This window comes from Limimaricola sp., from assembly GCF_016125575.1.
Taxonomy (GTDB): Bacteria; Pseudomonadota; Alphaproteobacteria; order Rhodobacterales; family Rhodobacteraceae; genus WGLM01.
On sequence record NZ_WGLM01000001.1, the window covers coordinates 18,105 to 35,106 of the forward strand.

Annotated in this window: 20 protein-coding genes; 10 read left to right on the plus strand and 10 right to left on the minus strand. The window is 65.3% G+C overall.

Going from position 1 to position 17,002, the window contains the following annotated elements; all coding sequences use genetic code 11:
• Positions 1-17: 17 nt before the first annotated feature.
• The 7 genes from crcB (at position 18) to GC146_RS00195 (ending at position 6,885) form a co-directional block, all read left to right on the plus strand.
• On the plus strand, positions 18-398 hold the full coding sequence (gene crcB, locus GC146_RS00165) for a fluoride efflux transporter CrcB (RefSeq protein WP_291832586.1): 381 nt from the start codon (positions 18-20) through the stop codon (positions 396-398).
• Positions 395-1,447 carry an RluA family pseudouridine synthase gene (locus tag GC146_RS00170; protein WP_291832589.1) on the plus strand — a complete coding sequence of 351 codons (1,053 nt, stop codon included), beginning with the start codon at positions 395-397 and terminating at the stop codon, positions 1,445-1,447. Before crcB ends, GC146_RS00170 begins: the two co-directional genes overlap by 4 nt.
• Before the next feature lie 4 nt (positions 1,448-1,451).
• Positions 1,452-2,162: an ATP12 family protein gene (locus GC146_RS00175; RefSeq protein WP_291832591.1), complete on the plus strand. Its 711-nt coding sequence runs from the start codon at positions 1,452-1,454 to the stop codon at positions 2,160-2,162.
• Between the two features lie 224 nt (positions 2,163-2,386).
• Positions 2,387-3,406 (plus strand): amino acid ABC transporter substrate-binding protein, encoded by a 1,020-nt coding sequence (locus tag GC146_RS00180; RefSeq protein WP_291832593.1) that lies wholly within the window; start codon positions 2,387-2,389, stop codon positions 3,404-3,406.
• Between the two features lie 143 nt (positions 3,407-3,549).
• Positions 3,550-4,764: an ABC transporter permease subunit gene (locus tag GC146_RS00185; RefSeq protein ID WP_291832596.1), complete on the plus strand. Its 1,215-nt coding sequence runs from the start codon at positions 3,550-3,552 to the stop codon at positions 4,762-4,764.
• Between the two features lies 1 nt (position 4,765).
• A complete protein-coding gene (locus GC146_RS00190; RefSeq protein WP_291832598.1) occupies positions 4,766-6,082 on the plus strand; it encodes an amino acid ABC transporter permease in 1,317 nt (438 codons plus the stop codon).
• Positions 6,083-6,093: 11 nt separating this feature from the next.
• Complete coding sequence (locus GC146_RS00195) at positions 6,094-6,885, plus strand: amino acid ABC transporter ATP-binding protein (RefSeq protein ID WP_291832601.1); 792 nt, start codon at positions 6,094-6,096, stop codon at positions 6,883-6,885.
• A 93-nt stretch (positions 6,886-6,978) separates the two neighbouring features.
• Here the strand turns inward: GC146_RS00195 and GC146_RS00200 are convergent, their stop codons facing one another.
• The 7 genes from GC146_RS00200 to ttcA form a co-directional block, all read right to left on the minus strand.
• Entirely contained in the window at positions 6,979-7,488 is a 510-nt protein-coding gene (locus GC146_RS00200) for a histidine phosphatase family protein (RefSeq protein WP_291832603.1), read from the minus strand.
• The gene (locus GC146_RS00205; protein ID WP_291833393.1) at positions 7,485-8,069 is read right to left on the minus strand and encodes a ferredoxin; all 585 of its coding nucleotides are present in this window, start codon (positions 8,067-8,069) and stop codon (positions 7,485-7,487) included. Before GC146_RS00205 ends, GC146_RS00200 begins: the two co-directional genes overlap by 4 nt.
• Positions 8,070-8,119: 50 nt before the next feature.
• Positions 8,120-8,998: an acetylglutamate kinase gene (gene argB / locus GC146_RS00210; RefSeq protein ID WP_291832604.1), complete on the minus strand. Its 879-nt coding sequence runs from the start codon at positions 8,996-8,998 to the stop codon at positions 8,120-8,122.
• Positions 8,999-9,033: 35 nt separating this feature from the next.
• Positions 9,034-9,684 (minus strand): ribosome biogenesis GTP-binding protein YihA/YsxC, encoded by a 651-nt coding sequence (yihA, locus tag GC146_RS00215; RefSeq protein WP_291832607.1) that lies wholly within the window; start codon positions 9,682-9,684, stop codon positions 9,034-9,036.
• Complete coding sequence (locus tag GC146_RS00220) at positions 9,681-10,442, minus strand: MOSC domain-containing protein (RefSeq protein WP_291832610.1); 762 nt, start codon at positions 10,440-10,442, stop codon at positions 9,681-9,683. The genes yihA and GC146_RS00220 overlap by 4 nt, the downstream gene beginning before the upstream one ends.
• Positions 10,439-12,355, minus strand: a complete 1,917-nt coding sequence (gene yidC, locus GC146_RS00225) for a membrane protein insertase YidC (RefSeq protein ID WP_291832613.1) — start codon at positions 12,353-12,355, stop codon at positions 10,439-10,441. The genes GC146_RS00220 and yidC overlap by 4 nt, the downstream gene beginning before the upstream one ends.
• A gap of 104 nt (positions 12,356-12,459) precedes the next feature.
• Positions 12,460-13,338 carry a tRNA 2-thiocytidine(32) synthetase TtcA gene (gene ttcA, locus GC146_RS00230; protein WP_291832616.1) on the minus strand — a complete coding sequence of 293 codons (879 nt, stop codon included), beginning with the start codon at positions 13,336-13,338 and terminating at the stop codon, positions 12,460-12,462.
• A gap of 239 nt (positions 13,339-13,577) precedes the next feature.
• Between ttcA and GC146_RS00235 the strand changes: the two genes are divergently transcribed.
• Both GC146_RS00235 and GC146_RS00240 read left to right on the plus strand, forming a co-directional pair.
• Positions 13,578-14,117 carry a DUF3833 domain-containing protein gene (locus tag GC146_RS00235; RefSeq protein ID WP_291832618.1) on the plus strand — a complete coding sequence of 180 codons (540 nt, stop codon included), beginning with the start codon at positions 13,578-13,580 and terminating at the stop codon, positions 14,115-14,117.
• Positions 14,118-14,214: 97 nt separating this feature from the next.
• Positions 14,215-15,228: an aldo/keto reductase gene (locus tag GC146_RS00240; protein WP_291832621.1), complete on the plus strand. Its 1,014-nt coding sequence runs from the start codon at positions 14,215-14,217 to the stop codon at positions 15,226-15,228.
• A gap of 17 nt (positions 15,229-15,245) precedes the next feature.
• Here GC146_RS00240 and yidD read toward each other — a convergent pair whose 3' ends face one another.
• The 3 genes from yidD to rpmH all read right to left on the minus strand — a co-directional run bounded on the left by yidD (position 15,246) and on the right by rpmH (position 16,004).
• Complete coding sequence (yidD, locus tag GC146_RS00245) at positions 15,246-15,467, minus strand: membrane protein insertion efficiency factor YidD (RefSeq protein ID WP_291832624.1); 222 nt, start codon at positions 15,465-15,467, stop codon at positions 15,246-15,248.
• Entirely contained in the window at positions 15,464-15,793 is a 330-nt protein-coding gene (rnpA, locus tag GC146_RS00250; protein WP_291833396.1) for a ribonuclease P protein component, read from the minus strand. The genes yidD and rnpA overlap by 4 nt, the downstream gene beginning before the upstream one ends.
• A gap of 76 nt (positions 15,794-15,869) precedes the next feature.
• Entirely contained in the window at positions 15,870-16,004 is a 135-nt protein-coding gene (rpmH, locus tag GC146_RS00255) for a 50S ribosomal protein L34 (RefSeq protein ID WP_291832627.1), read from the minus strand.
• Between the two features lie 272 nt (positions 16,005-16,276).
• Between rpmH and GC146_RS00260 the strand changes: the two genes are divergently transcribed.
• Complete coding sequence (locus tag GC146_RS00260) at positions 16,277-16,999, plus strand: VTT domain-containing protein (protein ID WP_291833399.1); 723 nt, start codon at positions 16,277-16,279, stop codon at positions 16,997-16,999.
• The last annotated feature ends 3 nt before the right edge of the window (positions 17,000-17,002 follow it).

Consider the following 17,002-nt stretch of genomic DNA (forward strand, 5'->3'; position numbering starts at 1 on the left):
CGCGCGAAGGGACGGGCATGATCAACACACTTCTTTCCGTTGCGCTGGGCGGCGCGTTGGGCGCCTCGGCGCGCTACTTGTCCGGTGTCGCCATCATGCGCGGCCTTGGCAGCCATGTCTTTCCGCTGGGCGTGATCGCGGTGAACATCTTCGGCTCGTTCCTGATGGGCGCGCTGGTGATCTTCATCGGGCAAAAGGGCCTTGGCCATTACAATGCCTTCCTCGCCACCGGCGTGCTGGGCGGGTTCACCACGTTTTCGTCCTTCTCGCTGGAAAGCTGGCGCCTGTTCGAAACCGGCCGTGCTGACCTTGCCGCGCTTTACGTCCTGTTGTCGGTCGGGCTCTCGCTGCTGGGCCTCGTGCTGGGCGTCACCCTGATGCGGGCGCTTCTGACGTGAGTGGCGTTCAGACTCGTATCGTCGGGCCCGACGAGGGCGACCAGCGGATCGACCGCTACCTGCGTCGGCTTTTTCCGCACCTCACGCAGGGGCGCATCGAAAAGATGTGCCGCACCGGTGAATTGCGGTTGGATGGCGGGCGGGTGAAGTCCGCGACCCGCGTCGAAGTGGGCCAGAAGGTGCGCGTACCGCCGTTGCCGACCGAGGCAGAGGCCGCCGCCGCCCGCGCGCTGGCGCAGTCCGAGGTCAGCGCTGCGGATGCCGAGATGATCCGCGCCTGCGTGATCTACAAGGACGACCATATCATTGCCATCAACAAGCCCGCGGGACTGGCGACGCAAGGTGGCACCGGCATGACCAAGCATGTCGACGGGCTGGCCGAGGCGTTGCGTTTCGGCTTCGACGAAAAGCCGCGGCTGGTACACCGGCTGGACAAGGATACCTCGGGTGTTCTTCTGCTGGCCCGCACCCGGACAATGGCGGCCGCGCTGACCGAAAACCTGCGCCACCGCGATGCGCGCAAAATCTACTGGGCGGCCGTTGCCGGCGTGCCCTTTCCGCGCGCCGGCACCATCAAGTACGGCCTGATCAAGGCGCCCGGCCATGGCAAGGGCGGCGAGAACGAGAAGATGCGCTGCATTCATCCGGCCGAGGTCGACAAGACCCCCGGCGCCAAGCGCGCGGTCACGGATTACGCGGTACTGACCAATATTGGCCAGCGCGCAGCCTGGGTTGCGCTGGTGCCGGTGACCGGCCGCACCCACCAGCTGCGCGCCCACATGGCCGAGATTGGCCATCCGATTATCGGCGACGGCAAGTATGGTGGGTCCGAGCAGGAAAACATGGGCGATGGCTGGGGCGCGGGCATGGGCGGCGAGATCAGCCGCAAGATGCATCTGCACGCCCGCCTGATGATCCTTGAACACCCGGTGACGAAAAAGCAGCTGCTGATCACCGCAGATCTGCCGCCGCACATGCAGGCGACGTGGGATTATGTTGGCTGGGACGTGACCCATGCGCCGATCGATCCCTTCAACATGCCGGACTAACGCGATGTCGGGCTGGGCAAGGCGGCGGGTCTGGACGGCGGCAAAGGTACTGCCTGCGCCGGGTGGCTGGACCGTGCATCTGGATGACAAACCGGTCATGACGCCCGCGCGTGCGCCCCTTGTCGTGCCGACCCCGGCGATGGCAGAGGCGATCGCGGCTGAATGGCAGGCGCAGGACAAGGTTGTCGATCCGCGAACGATGCCGGTGACGCGCATGGCCAATTCGGCGCTCGACAAGGTTGCGCCCAGCCATGCGGCGGTGGTCGCTCATCTGGCCGCTTATGGCGAGACGGACCTTTTGTGCTACCGCGCCGAGACGCCGGCGGAACTGGCCGCGCGGCAGGCCGAGGCGTGGGATCCGCTGCTGGATTGGGCGGCAGAGGCGCTGGGCGCGCGTCTGCGGGTTGGCGTGGGCGTGCTGCCGGTGATGCAGGACCGCGCTGCGCTGGACAGGCTTTCCGCCCGTGTGGCTGCGCATGACACTTTCGCCCTGACCGGTTTGCACGATCTGGTGGCGCTTTCAGGCTCGTTGGTTCTGGGGCTTGCCGTGGCCGAGGCGCGACTTGAGGCCGACGCCGCATGGGTGCTTTCGCGTCTGGACGAGGACTGGCAGATTGCCCAATGGGGCGAGGACGACGAGGCCACGGCGTCAGCCCAGGCCCGGCGCGACGGCTTTGTCACCGCCGCCAGATTTCTGCAGTGGGCGCGCAAATAGGCATGTCGGGCCGAAAGCCCGGTGAAGCGCGCGAAAATGCATCAATTCGCCTTATGAAATTGATCAAAAGGTGTGCTGCGGACCTTGACCTCTGAGCCAGAATCCGCCCACCATGACGCCATTGAGAGAAAATCTCTCAAAGCTTCGTGATCGTTCCAAGGGCATGCCTGCAGGGACCAAGCACAATAACGCCCTGCGAGGGCGAAACACAGCAAGAGGTTAATATGAAGAAATCCCTTTTTTTTGGCGCGCTGACCGTAGCGACGCTGATCGGTGCAGCGGCGCATGCCAGCACCCTTGACGACGTCAAGGCCAGGGGCAAGCTGAACTGTGGCGTGACTACGGGCCTTGTAGGCTTTGCCGCCCCGGACGCAAATGGCGTCTGGCAGGGCTTTGACGTTGCCGTCTGCCGTGCCGTTGCCGCCGCGATCTTTGGCGACCCGATGGCCGTGAACTTTGTCCCCACAACCGGTGCCACCCGCTTTACCGCGCTGGCCTCGGGCGAGGTGGACCTGCTTTCGCGCGTCACCACCTGGACCTTTACCCGTGACACCGACCTGAAGTTCGATTTTGCCGCCGTGGCCTACTACGATGGTCAGGGCTTCATGGTGCCGAAATCGCTGGGCGTGACCTCGGCGAAAGATCTGGACGGTGCGACCATCTGTATCCAGACCGGTACCACGACCGAGTTGAACCTGGCCGACTACTTCCGTGCCAACAACATGTCCTACGAGCCGGTTCCGATCGAGACCAATGCCGAAGGTCAGCAGCAATTCCTGGCCGGTGCCTGCGACGTCTACACGACCGACGCCTCGGGCCTTGCCGCGACGCGTGCTGCCTTCGAACATCCGGGCGACTACATCATCCTGCCCGAGATCATCTCGAAAGAGCCGCTGGGGCCGGTGGTTCGCCACGGCGACAACGACTGGGGTGACCTGGTTCGCTGGACCTTCTACGCCCTCGTGGCGGCCGAAGAATACGGCATCACCTCGGCCAATGTCGACGAGATGGCCGCTGCACCGACCCAGAACCCCGAGATCAACCGTATCCTTGGCACCGAGGGCGACCTTGGCGCGATGATCGGCCTCGACAAGGACTGGGCCGTCAAGGCGATCAAGGCCGGCGGCAACTACGGCGAGATCTTCGAGAAGAACATTGGCGAGAATACGCCGGTGGGTCTGGCTCGTGGCCTGAACGCCCAGTGGAAACAGGGCGGTCTGCAGTACGCGATGCCGTTCCGTTGATCTGACACACGACACGGGGCGCATTGGCAAAGGCCGCTGCGCCCCGGCATTTTCTGCCTGCATGACATCATTCCACACCCGACGCGCCGATGCCTTGACGGCAAGCGCGGACGGCAGGGGGATTCACCGGGAGACATGATCGCATGACGTCGACGACCGAGGCGCCGAAGCCGGCCTTTCGCCTGAGCCAACTGATCTACGACTCTCGCTATCGGTCGATCACCATTCAGGTCGTGGCGATGATTCTGTTCTTCGCGGGCTTTGCCTGGTTGATCGAGAATACCGTCAGCAACCTGCGCGCGCTGGGCAAGGATTTCGACTTTGGCTTCCTTTGGAACCGGTCGGGCTATGACATCAACCAGCACCTGATTCCTTACACCAACAACTCCACCCATGCCCGCGCGGCGCTGGTGGGCATCCTCAATACACTGCTTGTGTCCTTCATCGGCTGTCTGACCGCCACGGTGATCGGGGTGCTGGCCGGGGTGTTGCGCCTGTCGAAGAACTGGCTGGTGAGCCGCCTGATGGCTGTCTATGTCGAGGGCTTCCGCAACGTGCCGCTGCTGCTGTGGATCGTTCTGATCTTCGCGATCATGACAGAGGCCACCCCGCAGCCGCGCGATTTCCGCGAGGGCGGCAGCGCCGCGATGCTGCTGTGGCATTCGGTGGCGATCAGCAACCGCGGCGTGTTCATTCCCGCCCCGATCTGGGGCGCCGGATCGGGTATCCTTGTCGGCATCTTCGTCCTGTCGCTGGTGGCCGCATGGTATTACCGCCGTTATGCGCGCAAGCTGCTGTTCGATACCGGGCGGCTCTTGCCGATGGTCTGGCCCGCGATCCTGATCGCGATCGTGCCGACGGTGCTGTTCTACTTCATCCTTGGTCGGCCGGTGACGCTGGACTACCCCACGCTGGGCGGTTTCAACTTCAAGGGTGGCCTGCAGATACGAAACTCGTTGATCGCGCTGTGGGTGGCGTTGTCGGTTTACACCGGGGCCTTCATCGCGGAAATCGTGCGCTCGGGCATTCTGGCGGTTTCGAAAGGGCAAAGCGAGGCCGCGTTCGCGCTTGGCCTGCGGCCGAACCGGACGATGAGCCTTGTGATCCTGCCACAGGCGATGCGCGTCATCATTCCGCCGCTGATCTCGCAATTCCTGAACCTGACGAAAAACTCGTCGCTGGCGATCGCCGTGGGTTACATGGATGTGCGCGCCACGCTGGGCGGCATCACCATCAACCAGACCGGGCGCGAGCTGGAGGGGATGCTGTTGCTGGGCCTGTTCTACCTTGTGCTCAGCCTGCTGATCTCGGGCGTGATGAACATCTACAACAACCGCATCAAGCTGAAGGAGCGCTGAGATGGCCGAAGCAGCCTCGCACACCACCAGCTATGTCCGCGACAAGATGCTGCCGCAGGCCGAACCGCCGACCCTGCAGAAGGGGGCGATCAAATGGATGCGGGACAACCTGTTCTCCGGCTGGCTGAACTCGATCCTTACGATCGTGTCGATCTACGTCATCTGGGCCGTGGTAAGCGATCTTTTCCCATGGTTCGCCAATTCGATCTGGCGTGCCGATTCGTTGACGCAATGCCGCGAGATCCGTAACGCCACGGTCGGGGCTGATGCCCCCGCGGCCTGTTTTGCGGTGATCGTCGACCGCTGGCAGCAGCTTCTGTTCGGTTTTTATCCGCGCGAATTCTACTGGCGCCCGATCTTGTCGCTGGTCGTGATGCTGACGGCGCTGATGCCGGTGCTGTTTCCACGCCTTCCGCGGGCGGCGCTGCTTTGGTCGGTTTCTGCGCCGTTTGTCATCTTCTTCCTGCTCTGGGGCGGTTCGGTCTGGTTTCCGCTGGCCGCCGCGCTGGGCTTTGTCATCGGCGCTGTCGCGTGGCGGTTGGTCAGCGCGGCCTCGGGCGCGTTGCTGGGCGTGCTGGCCGCGATCATCTTGCCGATTATCTACTGGCTCTATTTCGCGGCTCCGTTGGCCGACGGGCTGGCAGGTTCCGTGCCGCTGGGGCTGGAGGCCGTGCCCTCCAAGCAGTTTGGCGGGTTCATGCTGTCGGTCGTGATTGGCATCTCGGGGATCGTGCTGTCGTTGCCGCTGGGCATTCTGCTGGCGCTGGGCCGCCAATCGCCACTTTTCATCATCAACAAGCTGTCGGTTGGCTTCATCGAGATCATCCGCGGTGTGCCGTTGATCGTGTGGCTGTTCACTGCCTCGCTGCTGTTGAACTACTTCCTGCCGCCCGGCACCAACTTTGACCTGATGCTGCGGGTGATCATCATGGTCACGCTCTTTGCCTCGGCCTATATCGCCGAGGTCGTGCGCGGCGGTCTGGCCGCGCTGCCCAAGGGCCAGTACGAGGCCGCCGACGCGCTGGGCCTCGACTACTGGAAATCGATGCGGCTGATCATCCTGCCGCAAGCCCTGAAGATCGCGATCCCGGGCATCGTCAACACCTTCATCGGCCTTTTCAAGGACACCACGCTGGTCGTGTTCATCGGCCTGCTGGACCCGATCGGCCTGACCAACGCGATCCGCGCCTCGACCGACTGGAACGGCATCTACTGGGAACTGTTCCTGTTCATTGCGCTGATGTTCTTTGTCTTCTGCTTCTCCATGGGCCGTTACTCGCTCTACCTCGAAAAGAAGCTCCGCCGTGAGCATCGCTAAGGAGACATGTGATGTCTGATACCGCCACTGACCGTGCCGTCAACCGCAGCCAAATGATGGTGAGCGACGAGGTCGCCATCCAGATCACGAACATGAACAAGTGGTACGGCACGTTTCACGTACTGCGCGACATCAACCTGACCGTCTATCGCGGCGAGCGGATCGTGATCTGCGGGCCGTCGGGTTCGGGCAAATCGACGCTGATCCGCTGCATCAACCGGCTGGAGGAGCATCAGGCGGGCCAGATTATCGTCGATGGGACGGAACTGTCGTCGGACCTCAAGAATATCGACAAGATCCGGTCCGAGGTGGGCATGTGCTTTCAGCACTTCAACCTCTTTCCACACCTGACGATCCTTGAGAACTGCACGCTGGCGCCGATCTGGGTGCGCAAGACGCCCAAGAAGGAAGCCGAGGAAACCGCGATGCATTTCCTCGAAAAGGTGAAGATCCCCGAGCAGGCGAACAAGTATCCGGGCCAGTTGTCGGGCGGCCAGCAGCAGCGGGTGGCGATCGCCCGCAGCCTGTGCATGAAGCCGCGGATCATGCTCTTTGACGAGCCGACCTCGGCGCTCGACCCCGAGATGATCAAAGAAGTTCTCGACACCATGATCGAGCTGGCCGAGGAGGGGATGACGATGCTCTGCGTCACCCACGAAATGGGCTTTGCCCAGGCGGTGGCGAACCGGGTGATCTTCATGGACCAGGGCCAGATCGTCGAGCAGAACGAACCCCGGGAATTCTTCAACAACCCGCAGTCGGACCGCACCAAGCTGTTCCTCAGCCAGATCCTGGGGCACTGACGCCTGCGCGGCCCCGGCGCGGGGCCGCGGCCTCCGGCGGGAGTATTTGTGGCAAGATGAAGCGGGCCGTCCGGGTGGGCGGCCCTTTCCTCTTCAATCCTCGGCCGCATTCAGGTCGTGCGGGGTGACGAAGGCAACGCATGTCCCGGTGGTGATGTCGGCCCATGATGGAACGGCAAAGTCGATCACCGTGGTCGCAGCGGTCGGGTAGTCATCGAACCGCTCGTGTCGAGGTGGCGTTGTGACGAGGCCGGCCGCAAGCAGGCCGATCCCGGGGTTATGACCCACCAGCATCAGGCAGGGTGCCGTTTCGCGACGGATGATCTCGCGCAGCTGGCTGGGGCTGGCGTGGTAAAGCGCGGCACGGGCGCTGATGACAGGCTGGCGCGGCAGGCCGGGCAGGATCAGCGACAGCGTCTGCTGGGTGCGCACGGCGCTGGAGCAGAGGACCAGATCGGGCAGGTAGCGCTGCACGGCCAGCCAGTGGCCAATGGCGGTGGCGGCAGCCCGGCCGCGCGGGGCCAGCGGGCGAGCATGGTCCTCTTGTCCGGGCGTGGCCCAGCTAGATTTCGCGTGGCGGGTCAGGATCAGGCGCAGCGTCATGACGGGTGGAAGGCGCGCATGTGGAAGGCCGATTGCGCGGGGTCACGGCGGCCCGCGCCCACCGGGCAGGCGCGGCGCGCGGCACAGCCTTGGGTCATGCAGGTGTCGCCGGCAGGCGTAGCGAGAAAGCCGTGGCAGGCGGCCACGTCATAGCCCGCATCGAAGGCCCCAACAGGGCAGGCGGTGCGGCAAGGCGCGGCGCAAGTAGGGCAGGGTGAAGGCAGTGGCGGCGGCAAGTCAATGTCCCGCGGCAGCGCGATGGCACCGCGGTATGAAACGAAAAGCCCGGCCTCGACATGCACCAAAAGGCCGATGGGCGAGGCATGCGCCCGGCCCGAGGCCAGCGCCCAGCTGTAAAACGGATGCCAGGGCGGGCCGCCGAAAGGGAAAAGCGCGGTGCCGCCATGGGCCTGAGCCAGCGCGCCGATGACGCGCATCGACCAGCGGTCGAGCGGGTTAGGCGCACCATCGGCCGCCTCGGGGCTGGACTGGAAGCGCGGCCAGAATGCAGGCTCGGCAGGGCCGAGGAGCAGCAGGCTGCGCGTGCCTTCGGGCAGTCCGGGCGCGGCTTCGACGGGCATGCCACCTAGGATGGCCAGCCCTTCGCGGGCGCAGTCCGCGGCGAGGTCGGTCATCCGTGGTGCGGCTTCACGCGCGGCTCTGTCGAGCGGATGATCGAGCCCGCGCCGTGTTCGGTGAAAAGTTCCAGCAGGCAGGCATTGGGCAGCCGCCCATCAAGGATGACCACCGCGCGGACGCCGCCCTCGACCGCGGCGAGCGCGGTTTCGGTCTTGGGAATCATTCCGCCCGCGATGACGCCGCGCGCGGTCATGTCGCGAACCTGATCGGGGCTGAGCTGGGTAACGACCTCGCCCGTCTCGTCCTTGACGCCGGCGACATCGGTCAAAAGCAGCAGCCGGTCGGCCTTCAGCGCGGCGGCGATGGCGCCTGCAGCGGTGTCGCCGTTGACGTTGAAGGTCTCGTTCTCGGCCATGCCGGTGGCAACGGGGGCGATCACCGGGATGATGCCCGCGTTGTAAAGATCGCGGATGACCTGCACGTTCATCTCGACCGGACGGCCGACGAAGCCCAGTTCCGGGTCGTCGGCGACGCAGACCATCATGTCATCGTCCTTGCCGGAAATGCCCACGGCGCGGCCGCCCTCGTCCATGATCGCCTGAACGATGCGCTTGTTCACCAGGCCCGTCAGCACCATCTCGACCACTTCGACCGTGGCCTTGTCGGTGACGCGCTTGCCGCGCACGAAATCGGACTTGATGCCCAGCTTGCCCAGCATTTCGTTGATCATCGGGCCGCCGCCATGGACGACGACGGGGTTCATCCCGACCTGTTTCATCAGGACGATATCGCGGGCGAACTCGGCCATCGCCTCGTCGTCGCCCATCGCGTTGCCGCCGAATTTCACTACGACCACGGCCTTGTTGTAGCGCTGCAGGTAGGGCAGGGCTTCGGAAAGGGTGCGGGCGGTGGCAATCCAGTCGCGGCTCATGTCCTGTTTCCTCACGTCAGTCATCCTCTCGGGCGTCAGTCGATCCCCGCGATGATAGCGCGCAGAGCACCGATTCCGTCACCCTTGTCGGCGCTGGTCAACACGATTTCGGGAAATGCGGCCGGATGGCGGGCCAGTGCGGCGCGGGTGCGCGACAGACTCGCCTCCAGTTCGGCGCGGTTGACCTTGTCAGTCTTGGTCATCACGACCTGGAAGGTCACGGCGGCACGGTCGAGCAGCGCCATGATCTCTTCGTCCACCTGCTTGGCCCCGTGGCGCGCGTCGATCAGCACGAAGGCGCGGCGCAGCGTGGGCCTGCCCGAGAGATACGCGCGCAGGAGTTTCTGCCAGCGTTCGACCACCGCGACAGGCGCGTTGGCGAAACCGTAACCCGGCAGGTCGACCACGTAATGGCTTTGCCCGGCGAGGAAAAAGTTGATCTCCTGCGTGCGGCCCGGCGTGTTGGAGGCGCGCGCCAGCGCCTTGCGCCCGGTCAGCGCGTTGATCAGGCTGGACTTGCCGACGTTGGACCGGCCGGCAAAGCAAACCTCGGGCCGGTCGGCGGGGGGCAGGCCCGCCATGGCGACCACGCCCTTGAGAAAGCTGACCTCTCCCGCGAAAAGCAGCCGCCCGCGCTCCAACGCGTCGGCCTCCGGCTCGGCAACGAGGGGGAAGGGCAGGGTCATTCAAGCACCTCGGCGCTGTCGCCCAGCGCAATGCGGCCGCCGGTCGTTACCTCGGCATAAAGGCCGAAGTGGCGTTCGCCCCGCAGGGCATCGAGCGCGCCCAGCGTGTCGGCGTCGCGCTGGCCGGTGCGGGGATTGGCGGCGGTGTGCAGGCAGCGCACCACCGGTTCGCGGATGGTCAGTTCCGCCGTGCCGATACGCAGGCGCTGGCCGATCCAGCCCTCCTCGGCCCATGGCGCAAGCCCGTCCAGCCAGATGTTGCCGCGCCAACGCTCGGGTTCCAGCGTGGAACCCAGACGATCGGCCACGGCGCGGTGGCTGGCCATGTTCATGACCGAGACGGACGGGTAATCGGTATCCGTCACGCCCCGGTCCGGCAGGCGGATGACGGCGGCGGGCCGGCTGCGATTGGCGGGGCAAAGCGGCGCGACCCAGTCGAGAAGGCGGGCGGCATCGGCGCGATCGTCGGGTGCCACGGTGATCTCGCCCAGCTCGTCATGGGTCAGCGTGACAGTCGCGCTGTCTTCGTCCAGCCGCGCCCAGATGCCCGCCAGACCCGGCGTGCGGGTGCCGATCATGAAGTTCTGGCTGGGCCCCCAGGCCGGTGCGGCGGGGTCGATATGGCTGTCCTCGTGGGTGACGGCCCATGCCCGGTCCCAAGGCAGGGTTTGTCCCGCCTGCAGCGTCACCGCCTCCAGCGCCTCGCGTCCGTGGCTCTTGATCGGGTGGCGCCAGAGGGCGGCAACCGTTGCCGTCACTTCTTCTGACCGGGCTTGGATGGCTTGTTGGCAGCGGCGGTTGCGCCGGCCGTTGCGGGTTTTCGCCGCAGACTGGCACGGATGTTGCCGAAGACATCGGGGCTGTGCCCGTGGCTGCGCATGATCAGATACTGCTGGGTGAAGGTGATCGTGTTGTTGGTGATCCAGTAAAGCACGAGGCCCGAGGCGAAAGAGCCCAGCATGAACATGAACACCCACGGCATCCAGGCAAAGACCATCTTCTGGGTGGCGTCGGTGGGCGCCGGGTTCAGCTTCTGTTGCAGCCACATCGACAGGCCGAGGAAGATCGGCAGCACACCCAGCGAGATGATGTGCAGCGGCGAGTTTGCCGCAGGCGCGGCGAAGGGCAGCAGGCCAAAGAAGTTCAGGATCGAAGACGGATCAGGCGCGGAGAGGTCGCGGATCCAGCCGATCCACGGCGCGTGGCGCAGTTCGATCGTGACGAAGATCACCTTGTAGAGCGAGAAGAAGATCGGGATCTGGATCAGGATTGGCAAACAGCCCGAGGCGGGGTTTACCTTGTTGTCCTTGTAGAGCTTCATCATGCCCATCTGGACCGCCTGCTTGTCGTCGCCGGCGTTCTTGCGCAGCTCTTCCATCTGCGGCTGCAATTCCTTCATCTTCGCCATGGAGACGTAGGACTTGTAGGCCAGTGGCAGCACGATGGCCTTGAGCGTGATCGTCAGCGCGACGATCGACCAGCCCATGTTGCCGATGAAGCCGTTCAGCGTGTGCAGCAGCCAGAAGATCGGCTTGGTCAGGAAGAAGAACCAGCCCCAGTCGATCGAATCGATGAAACCCTTGATGCCAAGATTGTCTTGGTAATGGCGAATGGTTTCCCATTCCTTGGCCCCGGCAAAGAGCATGGATTGCGCCTGCGCGGTGCCGCCGGGCGCCACGGTCTGCGTCGGAAACACAGACTCGGCCTGGTAGATGTCGGTGGCTTTGTTGTAGCGGATGGTAGAGGTGAACGAGTCGCCCGGCTGCGGCACCAGCGTGGTCATCCAGTACTTGTCGGTGAAGCCCAGCCAGCCATCGGATTTCACATCGATCGATTCTGCCACGCCGCCGCCCGCGGTTGCGGCAGGCAGGTCGGGCAGCTTCTTGTAGGTGATCTCTTCAAGCTTGCCGTCCTCCATCCGCACGACACCTTCGTGCAGGATGTAGAAGGATTGCGTTGCCGGCTTGCCGTGGCGGGCGATGATGCCATAGGCGGCAAGGCTGACGGGCGATGCGGTGCGGTTTTCGACCGACTGCTCGACGCTGAACATGTAGTTGTCGTCGACGCTGAAGGTGCGATGAAAGATCAGGCCGGCGCCATTGTCCCACATCAGCTTGATCGGCGTCGTCGGCGTGAGTTCGGTGCCCGCCTCCAGCGTCCAGAGCGTGCTGGGCCCCGGCACCGCGTCGGGCGACAGGCCGGCGCCGGCCGACCAGCCGTAAAGCGCGTAATAGGCCTTGTCCGAGCCCACCGGCGAGAGCTGGCGCACCAGCGGCGAATTGGGGTCGAGCGTCTCATGGTATTTCACCAGCGACAGGTCGTCCACGCGCCCGCCGAGCAGCGAGATGGTGCCGGTCAGGCTGGGCGTCTTGACGGGCACACGCGGCGCGTCTGCCAGCGCGGCCGCGCTGTCGGGCGCAACGGCGGCCGCGCCGCCGGGGGCTGCGGCCGCGGATTGCGGCGCGGTGGGTGTCGAGGGCGCGGCGGGGGCCGCGGCCTGATCTGCCGTGGTGGCGGTGCCGCCCGACTGGTCAGTCGCGGTCGCGCTGGCGGTGGTCTGGTCGGCTGGCGGGACGGTCTTGTCCGTTCCGGGGAACAGCAGCGACCAGGTGAGGATCACCATGAAGCTGAGCACCGCGGCGAGGATAAGGTTCTTGTTCTGGTCGTCCATCGCGTCCGTCCAACCCTGCAAGGAAAGTTGGCCCCGGTTCAACCCCCCACGCCCCGAAAGGTCAAGCGGTTTTCAGGACAGGCGCGGGTTTCGCAGGACCCTGCCTAGCGCAAGCGGGGGATATCTTCGTCCCCAGGCGAGGCAGGGGCGTCGGCAGGGCCCCTTGTCAGCCCGGCAAAATCGAAAAGGCCGGTATCAAGCAGGTGCGAGGGGCGGGCGTTCATCAGCGCCCGGAACATTACCTGCCGGCGGCCGGGGCTATTGCGCTCCCACCCGTCGAGGATCGCCTTGACCTGCTGGCGCTGCAAACCGTCCTGACTGCCGCAAAGATCGCAGGGGATGATCGGGTAGTCCATGGCGCGGGCAAAGGCGGCACAATCGGCCTCGGCCACGAAGGCGAGCGGGCGGTAGAGAAACAAGTCACCCTCTTCGTTGACCAGCTTTGGCGGCATCGTAGCCAGCCGGCCGCCGTGAAAGAGGTTCATGAAGAAGGTTTCAAGAATGTCGTCGCGGTGATGGCCGAGGACGACGGCGCTGCAGCCCTCTTCGCGCGCGATGCGGTAAAGGTTGCCGCGCCGCAGCCGCGAACACAGCGCGCAGTAGGTCCGCCCCTGCGGGACCTTGTCCATGACGATGGAATAAGTGTCCTGGTATTCGATCCGGTGCGGCACACCCATGCGGCTCAGGAACTCGGGCAGGACCGTAGCCGGAAAACCCGGCTGGCCCTGGTCAAGGTTGCAGGCCAGAAGCTCGACCGGCAGAAGGCCGCGCCATTTCAGCTCGTGCAGCACCGCCAGCAGCGTGTAGCTGTCCTTCCCGCCCGACAGGCAGACCAGCCAGCGCGCGTCGCGTTCGATCATGCCGTAGGTCTCGATCGCCTCGCGCACCTCGCGGACGATGCGCTTGCGCAGCTTTCGGAACGCGGTGCTTTTGGGCGCCCCGTGAAACAGCGGATGGATGTCTTCGGCCTCGTCGTCGAGCATCGCGCGCCCCGTTTTGTCCCGGTTTTGTCCGGACTGGCCCCTGCCATACGGCCCCCCGTCTGCATACGTCAAGCAGGGTGGACAATGCGGCATTGCCAATGGGCGGGCCGCGCGCTGGTCGGCCACTTTGCGGTGTTGCCGCGCACCCCTTCTTCAGCCGCCGGTTTCCGGTGGATCGGCCCTTCACGGTGATCCGGGCAGGGCTGCGGGCCGTAACAGGCCCAAAGGAGATTCCCCCCATGCGCAAACTTGCCCTTCTGGCCGTGCTGGCCCTTGCCGCCTGCACCGGAAAGCCCTCTTTCAACGACCCGTCCCTGTCGGACCGGCAACTGCATCTGGAACAGTTCTTCTCTGGCGACCTGGTCGCGCATGGCCAGTTTCAGGACATCTTCGGCACCGTGCGTCGCCAGTTCGAGGTGAAGATCCACGGCCATTGGGACGGCACGACGCTGACCCTGACCGAGAACTTCGTCTACGAGGATGGCTCGACCGAACAGCGGGTCTGGACGCTGCACAAGACCGGCGATCGGACATGGGAAGGCACCGCGCCCGGCGTGATCGGCACTGCGACGGGCGAGGAACGCGGCGACCGGTTCAACTGGCACTATACCATTGACCTGCCGGTGCCCTCGGCCAACGGCGAGGCCAAGACGCTGCGCGTGAGTTTCGACGACTGGATGTGGTTGCAAACGCCAACGCGGCTGTTCAACCGGGCCTACATGCAGCGTTATGGCGTGGACATCGGCGATGTCTCGATCAGCTTCGAGAAGCTGCGCTGAGGCGGCGCGCACGGCTGCGTGAGGCGTGCGCCCGGCGGGGTTGTGCGGGGCGGGCAAAGGTCTAGGGTCGCCCCGACACCTGAAACAGGAGGACGCGATGCGCTACAGACCCCTTGGCCGGTCCGGCCTGAAAGTCTCGGAACTTTGCCTCGGGACGATGACCTTCGACGGCGGCAACGGCATGTGGAAGGCCATCGGCCAGCTGGGGCAGGACGAGGCGACCGCGCTGGTCAAGGCCGCGCTGGACGCCGGGATCAACTTCTTCGACACCGCCAACGTCTATTCCGAGGGCGCATCGGAGCAGATGCTGGGTCACGCGCTGAAGGAACTGGGCGTCAACCGCGCCGAGGTGGTGGTGGCGACCAAGGCGTTTGGCCGGATGCATCCGGGGCCGAACGGGCAGGGCGCCTCGCGCGGGCACCTGATCGACGCCTGCAAGGACAGCCTCAAGCGCCTTGGCCTCGATCACATCGACCTTTACCAGATGCACGGTTTCGACCCTGTCACGCCTCTGGAAGAGACGATGGAGGCGCTCGACTGGCTGGTGAAGGCGGGCATGATCCGGTACGTCGGCGTGTCGAACTGGGCGGCGTGGCAACTGGCCAAGGCGCAGGGCATCGCGGTGCATCGCGGCATGTCGCCGATCCGGTCGATCCAGTCCTACTACACGCTGGCCGGCCGCGACCTTGAACGCGAGGTGATCCCGGCGATCCAGTCCGAGGGCGTGGGACTGATGGTGTGGAGCCCGCTGGCCGGCGGCTATCTGTCGGGCAAGTACACCGGCGCGAACGAGGCCGACGGCCGCCGTGCCGGGTTCGATTTCCCGCCGCTCGACAAGGACAAGGCCGACCGCATCGTCGAGGCGATGCGCCCCATCGCCGCCGCGCATGGCATCTCGGTCGCGCAGGTGGCGCTGGCCTGGCTGCTGGCGCAACCGGCGGTGACCAGCGTGATCATCGGCGCCAAGCGGATGGAGCAGCTGACCGACAACATCGCGGCCACCAACGTCACCTTCACGCCCGAGGATATGGCGACGCTTGATGCCGTCAGCGCGCTGACGCCGGAATATCCGGGCTGGATGATGGAGATGCAGCGCGGTCGTTTCGACTGAGGCGGTCCCGAGGGCGGTCAGTCGGGCACGTTGTCGATGCCCGACCCGCCCCACGGGTGGCAGCGCAGGATGCGCCGCGCGGCAAGGTAGCTGCCCTTGATGCCGCCATGCTTTTCCAGCGCCTCCAGCGCATAGGCCGAGCATGTGGGCGTGTAGCGGCAGCCATGGCCCACCCAAGGGCTGAGAAACAGCCGGTAGGCGCGCACCGGCAGGGCAAGGACATGGGCCAGCGGGCTCATCTGTGCACCTTGTCCAGCGTGCGGGCCAGATCGGCCAGCAATGTCTCGAAGGGCAGTGTGGCCGTCACTTCTCGCTTGCCCACCAGCACGTAGTCCCAGCCGGGCTGGCCATGTGCGGGCAGGGTCAGGCGGGCGGCCTCGCGCAGGCGGCGCTTGGCGCGGTTGCGCGCCACCGCATTGCCGACCTTCTTGGAACAGGTAAAGCCGACGCGGAGCGGCGCGTCGTCGCCGCGGGCGCGGGCCTGCAGGTGAAATCCTGCAGCACCCTGCCGCCGGGCCTGTGCCGCGCGCAGGAAATCGGCCCGCTTGCACAGCACCTCGGGCATACGAAAAGGCACCGCGGGTGCGGCGCCTTGGCCGTCCTGCGGTGCCTTGGGCACTGTCATCGCGGGATAGCGCCTCTTAGGCGCTCAGCACCTTGCGGCCACGAGCGCGGCGGGCGTTGAGGATCTTGCGACCACCCTTGGTGGCCATCCGCGCGCGGAAGCCATGACGGGCCTTGCGAACCCGGTTGGACGGTTGGAACGTGCGCTTCATCGCGGTCTCTCCGTAGCTGGGGGCCGACCCCGGTAAGGAATCAAGGCCCCTTTGTCATTCGAAGCCCGGTCAATAGAGGCGGCCCTGCCTGCTGTCAACGCGCAAGGGCGGGGATTTCTGCAACATTCGGGTCGTGGGGCGGCGCGGAATGTTACAGTGGGCGCCGAACGGCAGGGCGGGCATCAAGGCCGCGTGATCCGGGCTGTGCCCGGGCCGCGCCTTGCGTCATGTAGGGCCCAGAGACAGCAAGGATGTGAAGGCCCGTGACCGATATGACAACACCCCCCGCACACCCGGCCCGGCGCCTCTTGCCCCTTGCGCTGATCGTCGTGGTGGCGCTGGTCGGCGCGTTCACCCTTCGCGACCAGTTGAACTTTGCCGCGCTGCGCGACAACCGTGCCGCATTATTGGCATTTCGCGATGCGCATTACCTCGCGACGCTGGGGGTTTTCGTGCTGGCCTATGTCGCCATCGTCGCGTTTTCGCTGCCCGGCGCCACGGTTGCCACGCTGACGGGCGGGTTTCTTTTCGCGACATTTCCGGGGGTTCTTTACAATGTCAGCGCGGCGACGCTGGGCGCCTGCCTGATCTTCCTCGCCGCGCGCTGGGGCTTGGGCGAGCGGTTGGCCGCGCGGATGGAAGGCGACCGTGGCGTCGCGGGGCGGATCAAGGCCGGGATCGACGCCAACCAGTGGTCGATGTTGTTGCTGATCCGACTGGTGCCGGCGGTGCCGTTTTTCGTCGCCAACCTTGTGCCGGCGCTTGTCGGCGTGCCGTTGTCGCGTTTCGCGATTTCAACCTTCTTCGGCATCATTCCCGGCGCGCTTGTCTATACCTCGGTCGGCGCGGGGCTGGGTGCTGTCTTTGCAGCGGGCGAAACGCCTGATTTGAAGATCATCTTCACCCCACCGATCCTGCTGCCGCTCTTGGGCCTGTGCCTGCTGGCGGCGCTGCCCATTCTCATCAGGGCCCTGCGCGGGCGGAAAGGTATCTGAGCC

Bases quoted from the DNA above. Each gene is read 5' to 3' on its own strand.
- GC146_RS00195 (WP_291832601.1), top strand. From the start codon at position 6,094: ATGTCTGATACCGCCACTGACCGTGCCGTCAACCGCAGCCAAATGATG.
- GC146_RS00200 (WP_291832603.1), bottom strand. From the start codon at position 7,488: ATGACGCTGCGCCTGATCCTGACCCGCCACGCGAAATCTAGCTGGGCC.
- ttcA (WP_291832616.1), bottom strand. From the start codon at position 13,338: ATGCTCGACGACGAGGCCGAAGACATCCATCCGCTGTTTCACGGGGCG.
- GC146_RS00235 (WP_291832618.1), top strand. From the start codon at position 13,578: ATGCGCAAACTTGCCCTTCTGGCCGTGCTGGCCCTTGCCGCCTGCACC.
- GC146_RS00185 (WP_291832596.1), top strand. From the start codon at position 3,550: ATGACGTCGACGACCGAGGCGCCGAAGCCGGCCTTTCGCCTGAGCCAA.
- rpmH (WP_291832627.1), bottom strand. From the start codon at position 16,004: ATGAAGCGCACGTTCCAACCGTCCAACCGGGTTCGCAAGGCCCGTCAT.
- GC146_RS00190 (WP_291832598.1), top strand. From the start codon at position 4,766: ATGGCCGAAGCAGCCTCGCACACCACCAGCTATGTCCGCGACAAGATG.
- GC146_RS00175 (WP_291832591.1), top strand. From the start codon at position 1,452: ATGTCGGGCTGGGCAAGGCGGCGGGTCTGGACGGCGGCAAAGGTACTG.
- crcB (WP_291832586.1), top strand. From the start codon at position 18: ATGATCAACACACTTCTTTCCGTTGCGCTGGGCGGCGCGTTGGGCGCC.
- argB (WP_291832604.1), bottom strand. From the start codon at position 8,998: ATGAGCCGCGACTGGATTGCCACCGCCCGCACCCTTTCCGAAGCCCTG.
- GC146_RS00180 (WP_291832593.1), top strand. From the start codon at position 2,387: ATGAAGAAATCCCTTTTTTTTGGCGCGCTGACCGTAGCGACGCTGATC.
- GC146_RS00260 (WP_291833399.1), top strand. From the start codon at position 16,277: ATGACAACACCCCCCGCACACCCGGCCCGGCGCCTCTTGCCCCTTGCG.
- yihA (WP_291832607.1), bottom strand. From the start codon at position 9,684: ATGACCCTGCCCTTCCCCCTCGTTGCCGAGCCGGAGGCCGACGCGTTG.
- yidC (WP_291832613.1), bottom strand. From the start codon at position 12,355: ATGGACGACCAGAACAAGAACCTTATCCTCGCCGCGGTGCTCAGCTTC.
- GC146_RS00240 (WP_291832621.1), top strand. From the start codon at position 14,215: ATGCGCTACAGACCCCTTGGCCGGTCCGGCCTGAAAGTCTCGGAACTT.
- rnpA (WP_291833396.1), bottom strand. From the start codon at position 15,793: ATGCCCGAGGTGCTGTGCAAGCGGGCCGATTTCCTGCGCGCGGCACAG.
- yidD (WP_291832624.1), bottom strand. From the start codon at position 15,467: ATGAGCCCGCTGGCCCATGTCCTTGCCCTGCCGGTGCGCGCCTACCGG.
- GC146_RS00205 (WP_291833393.1), bottom strand. From the start codon at position 8,069: ATGCCCGTCGAAGCCGCGCCCGGACTGCCCGAAGGCACGCGCAGCCTG.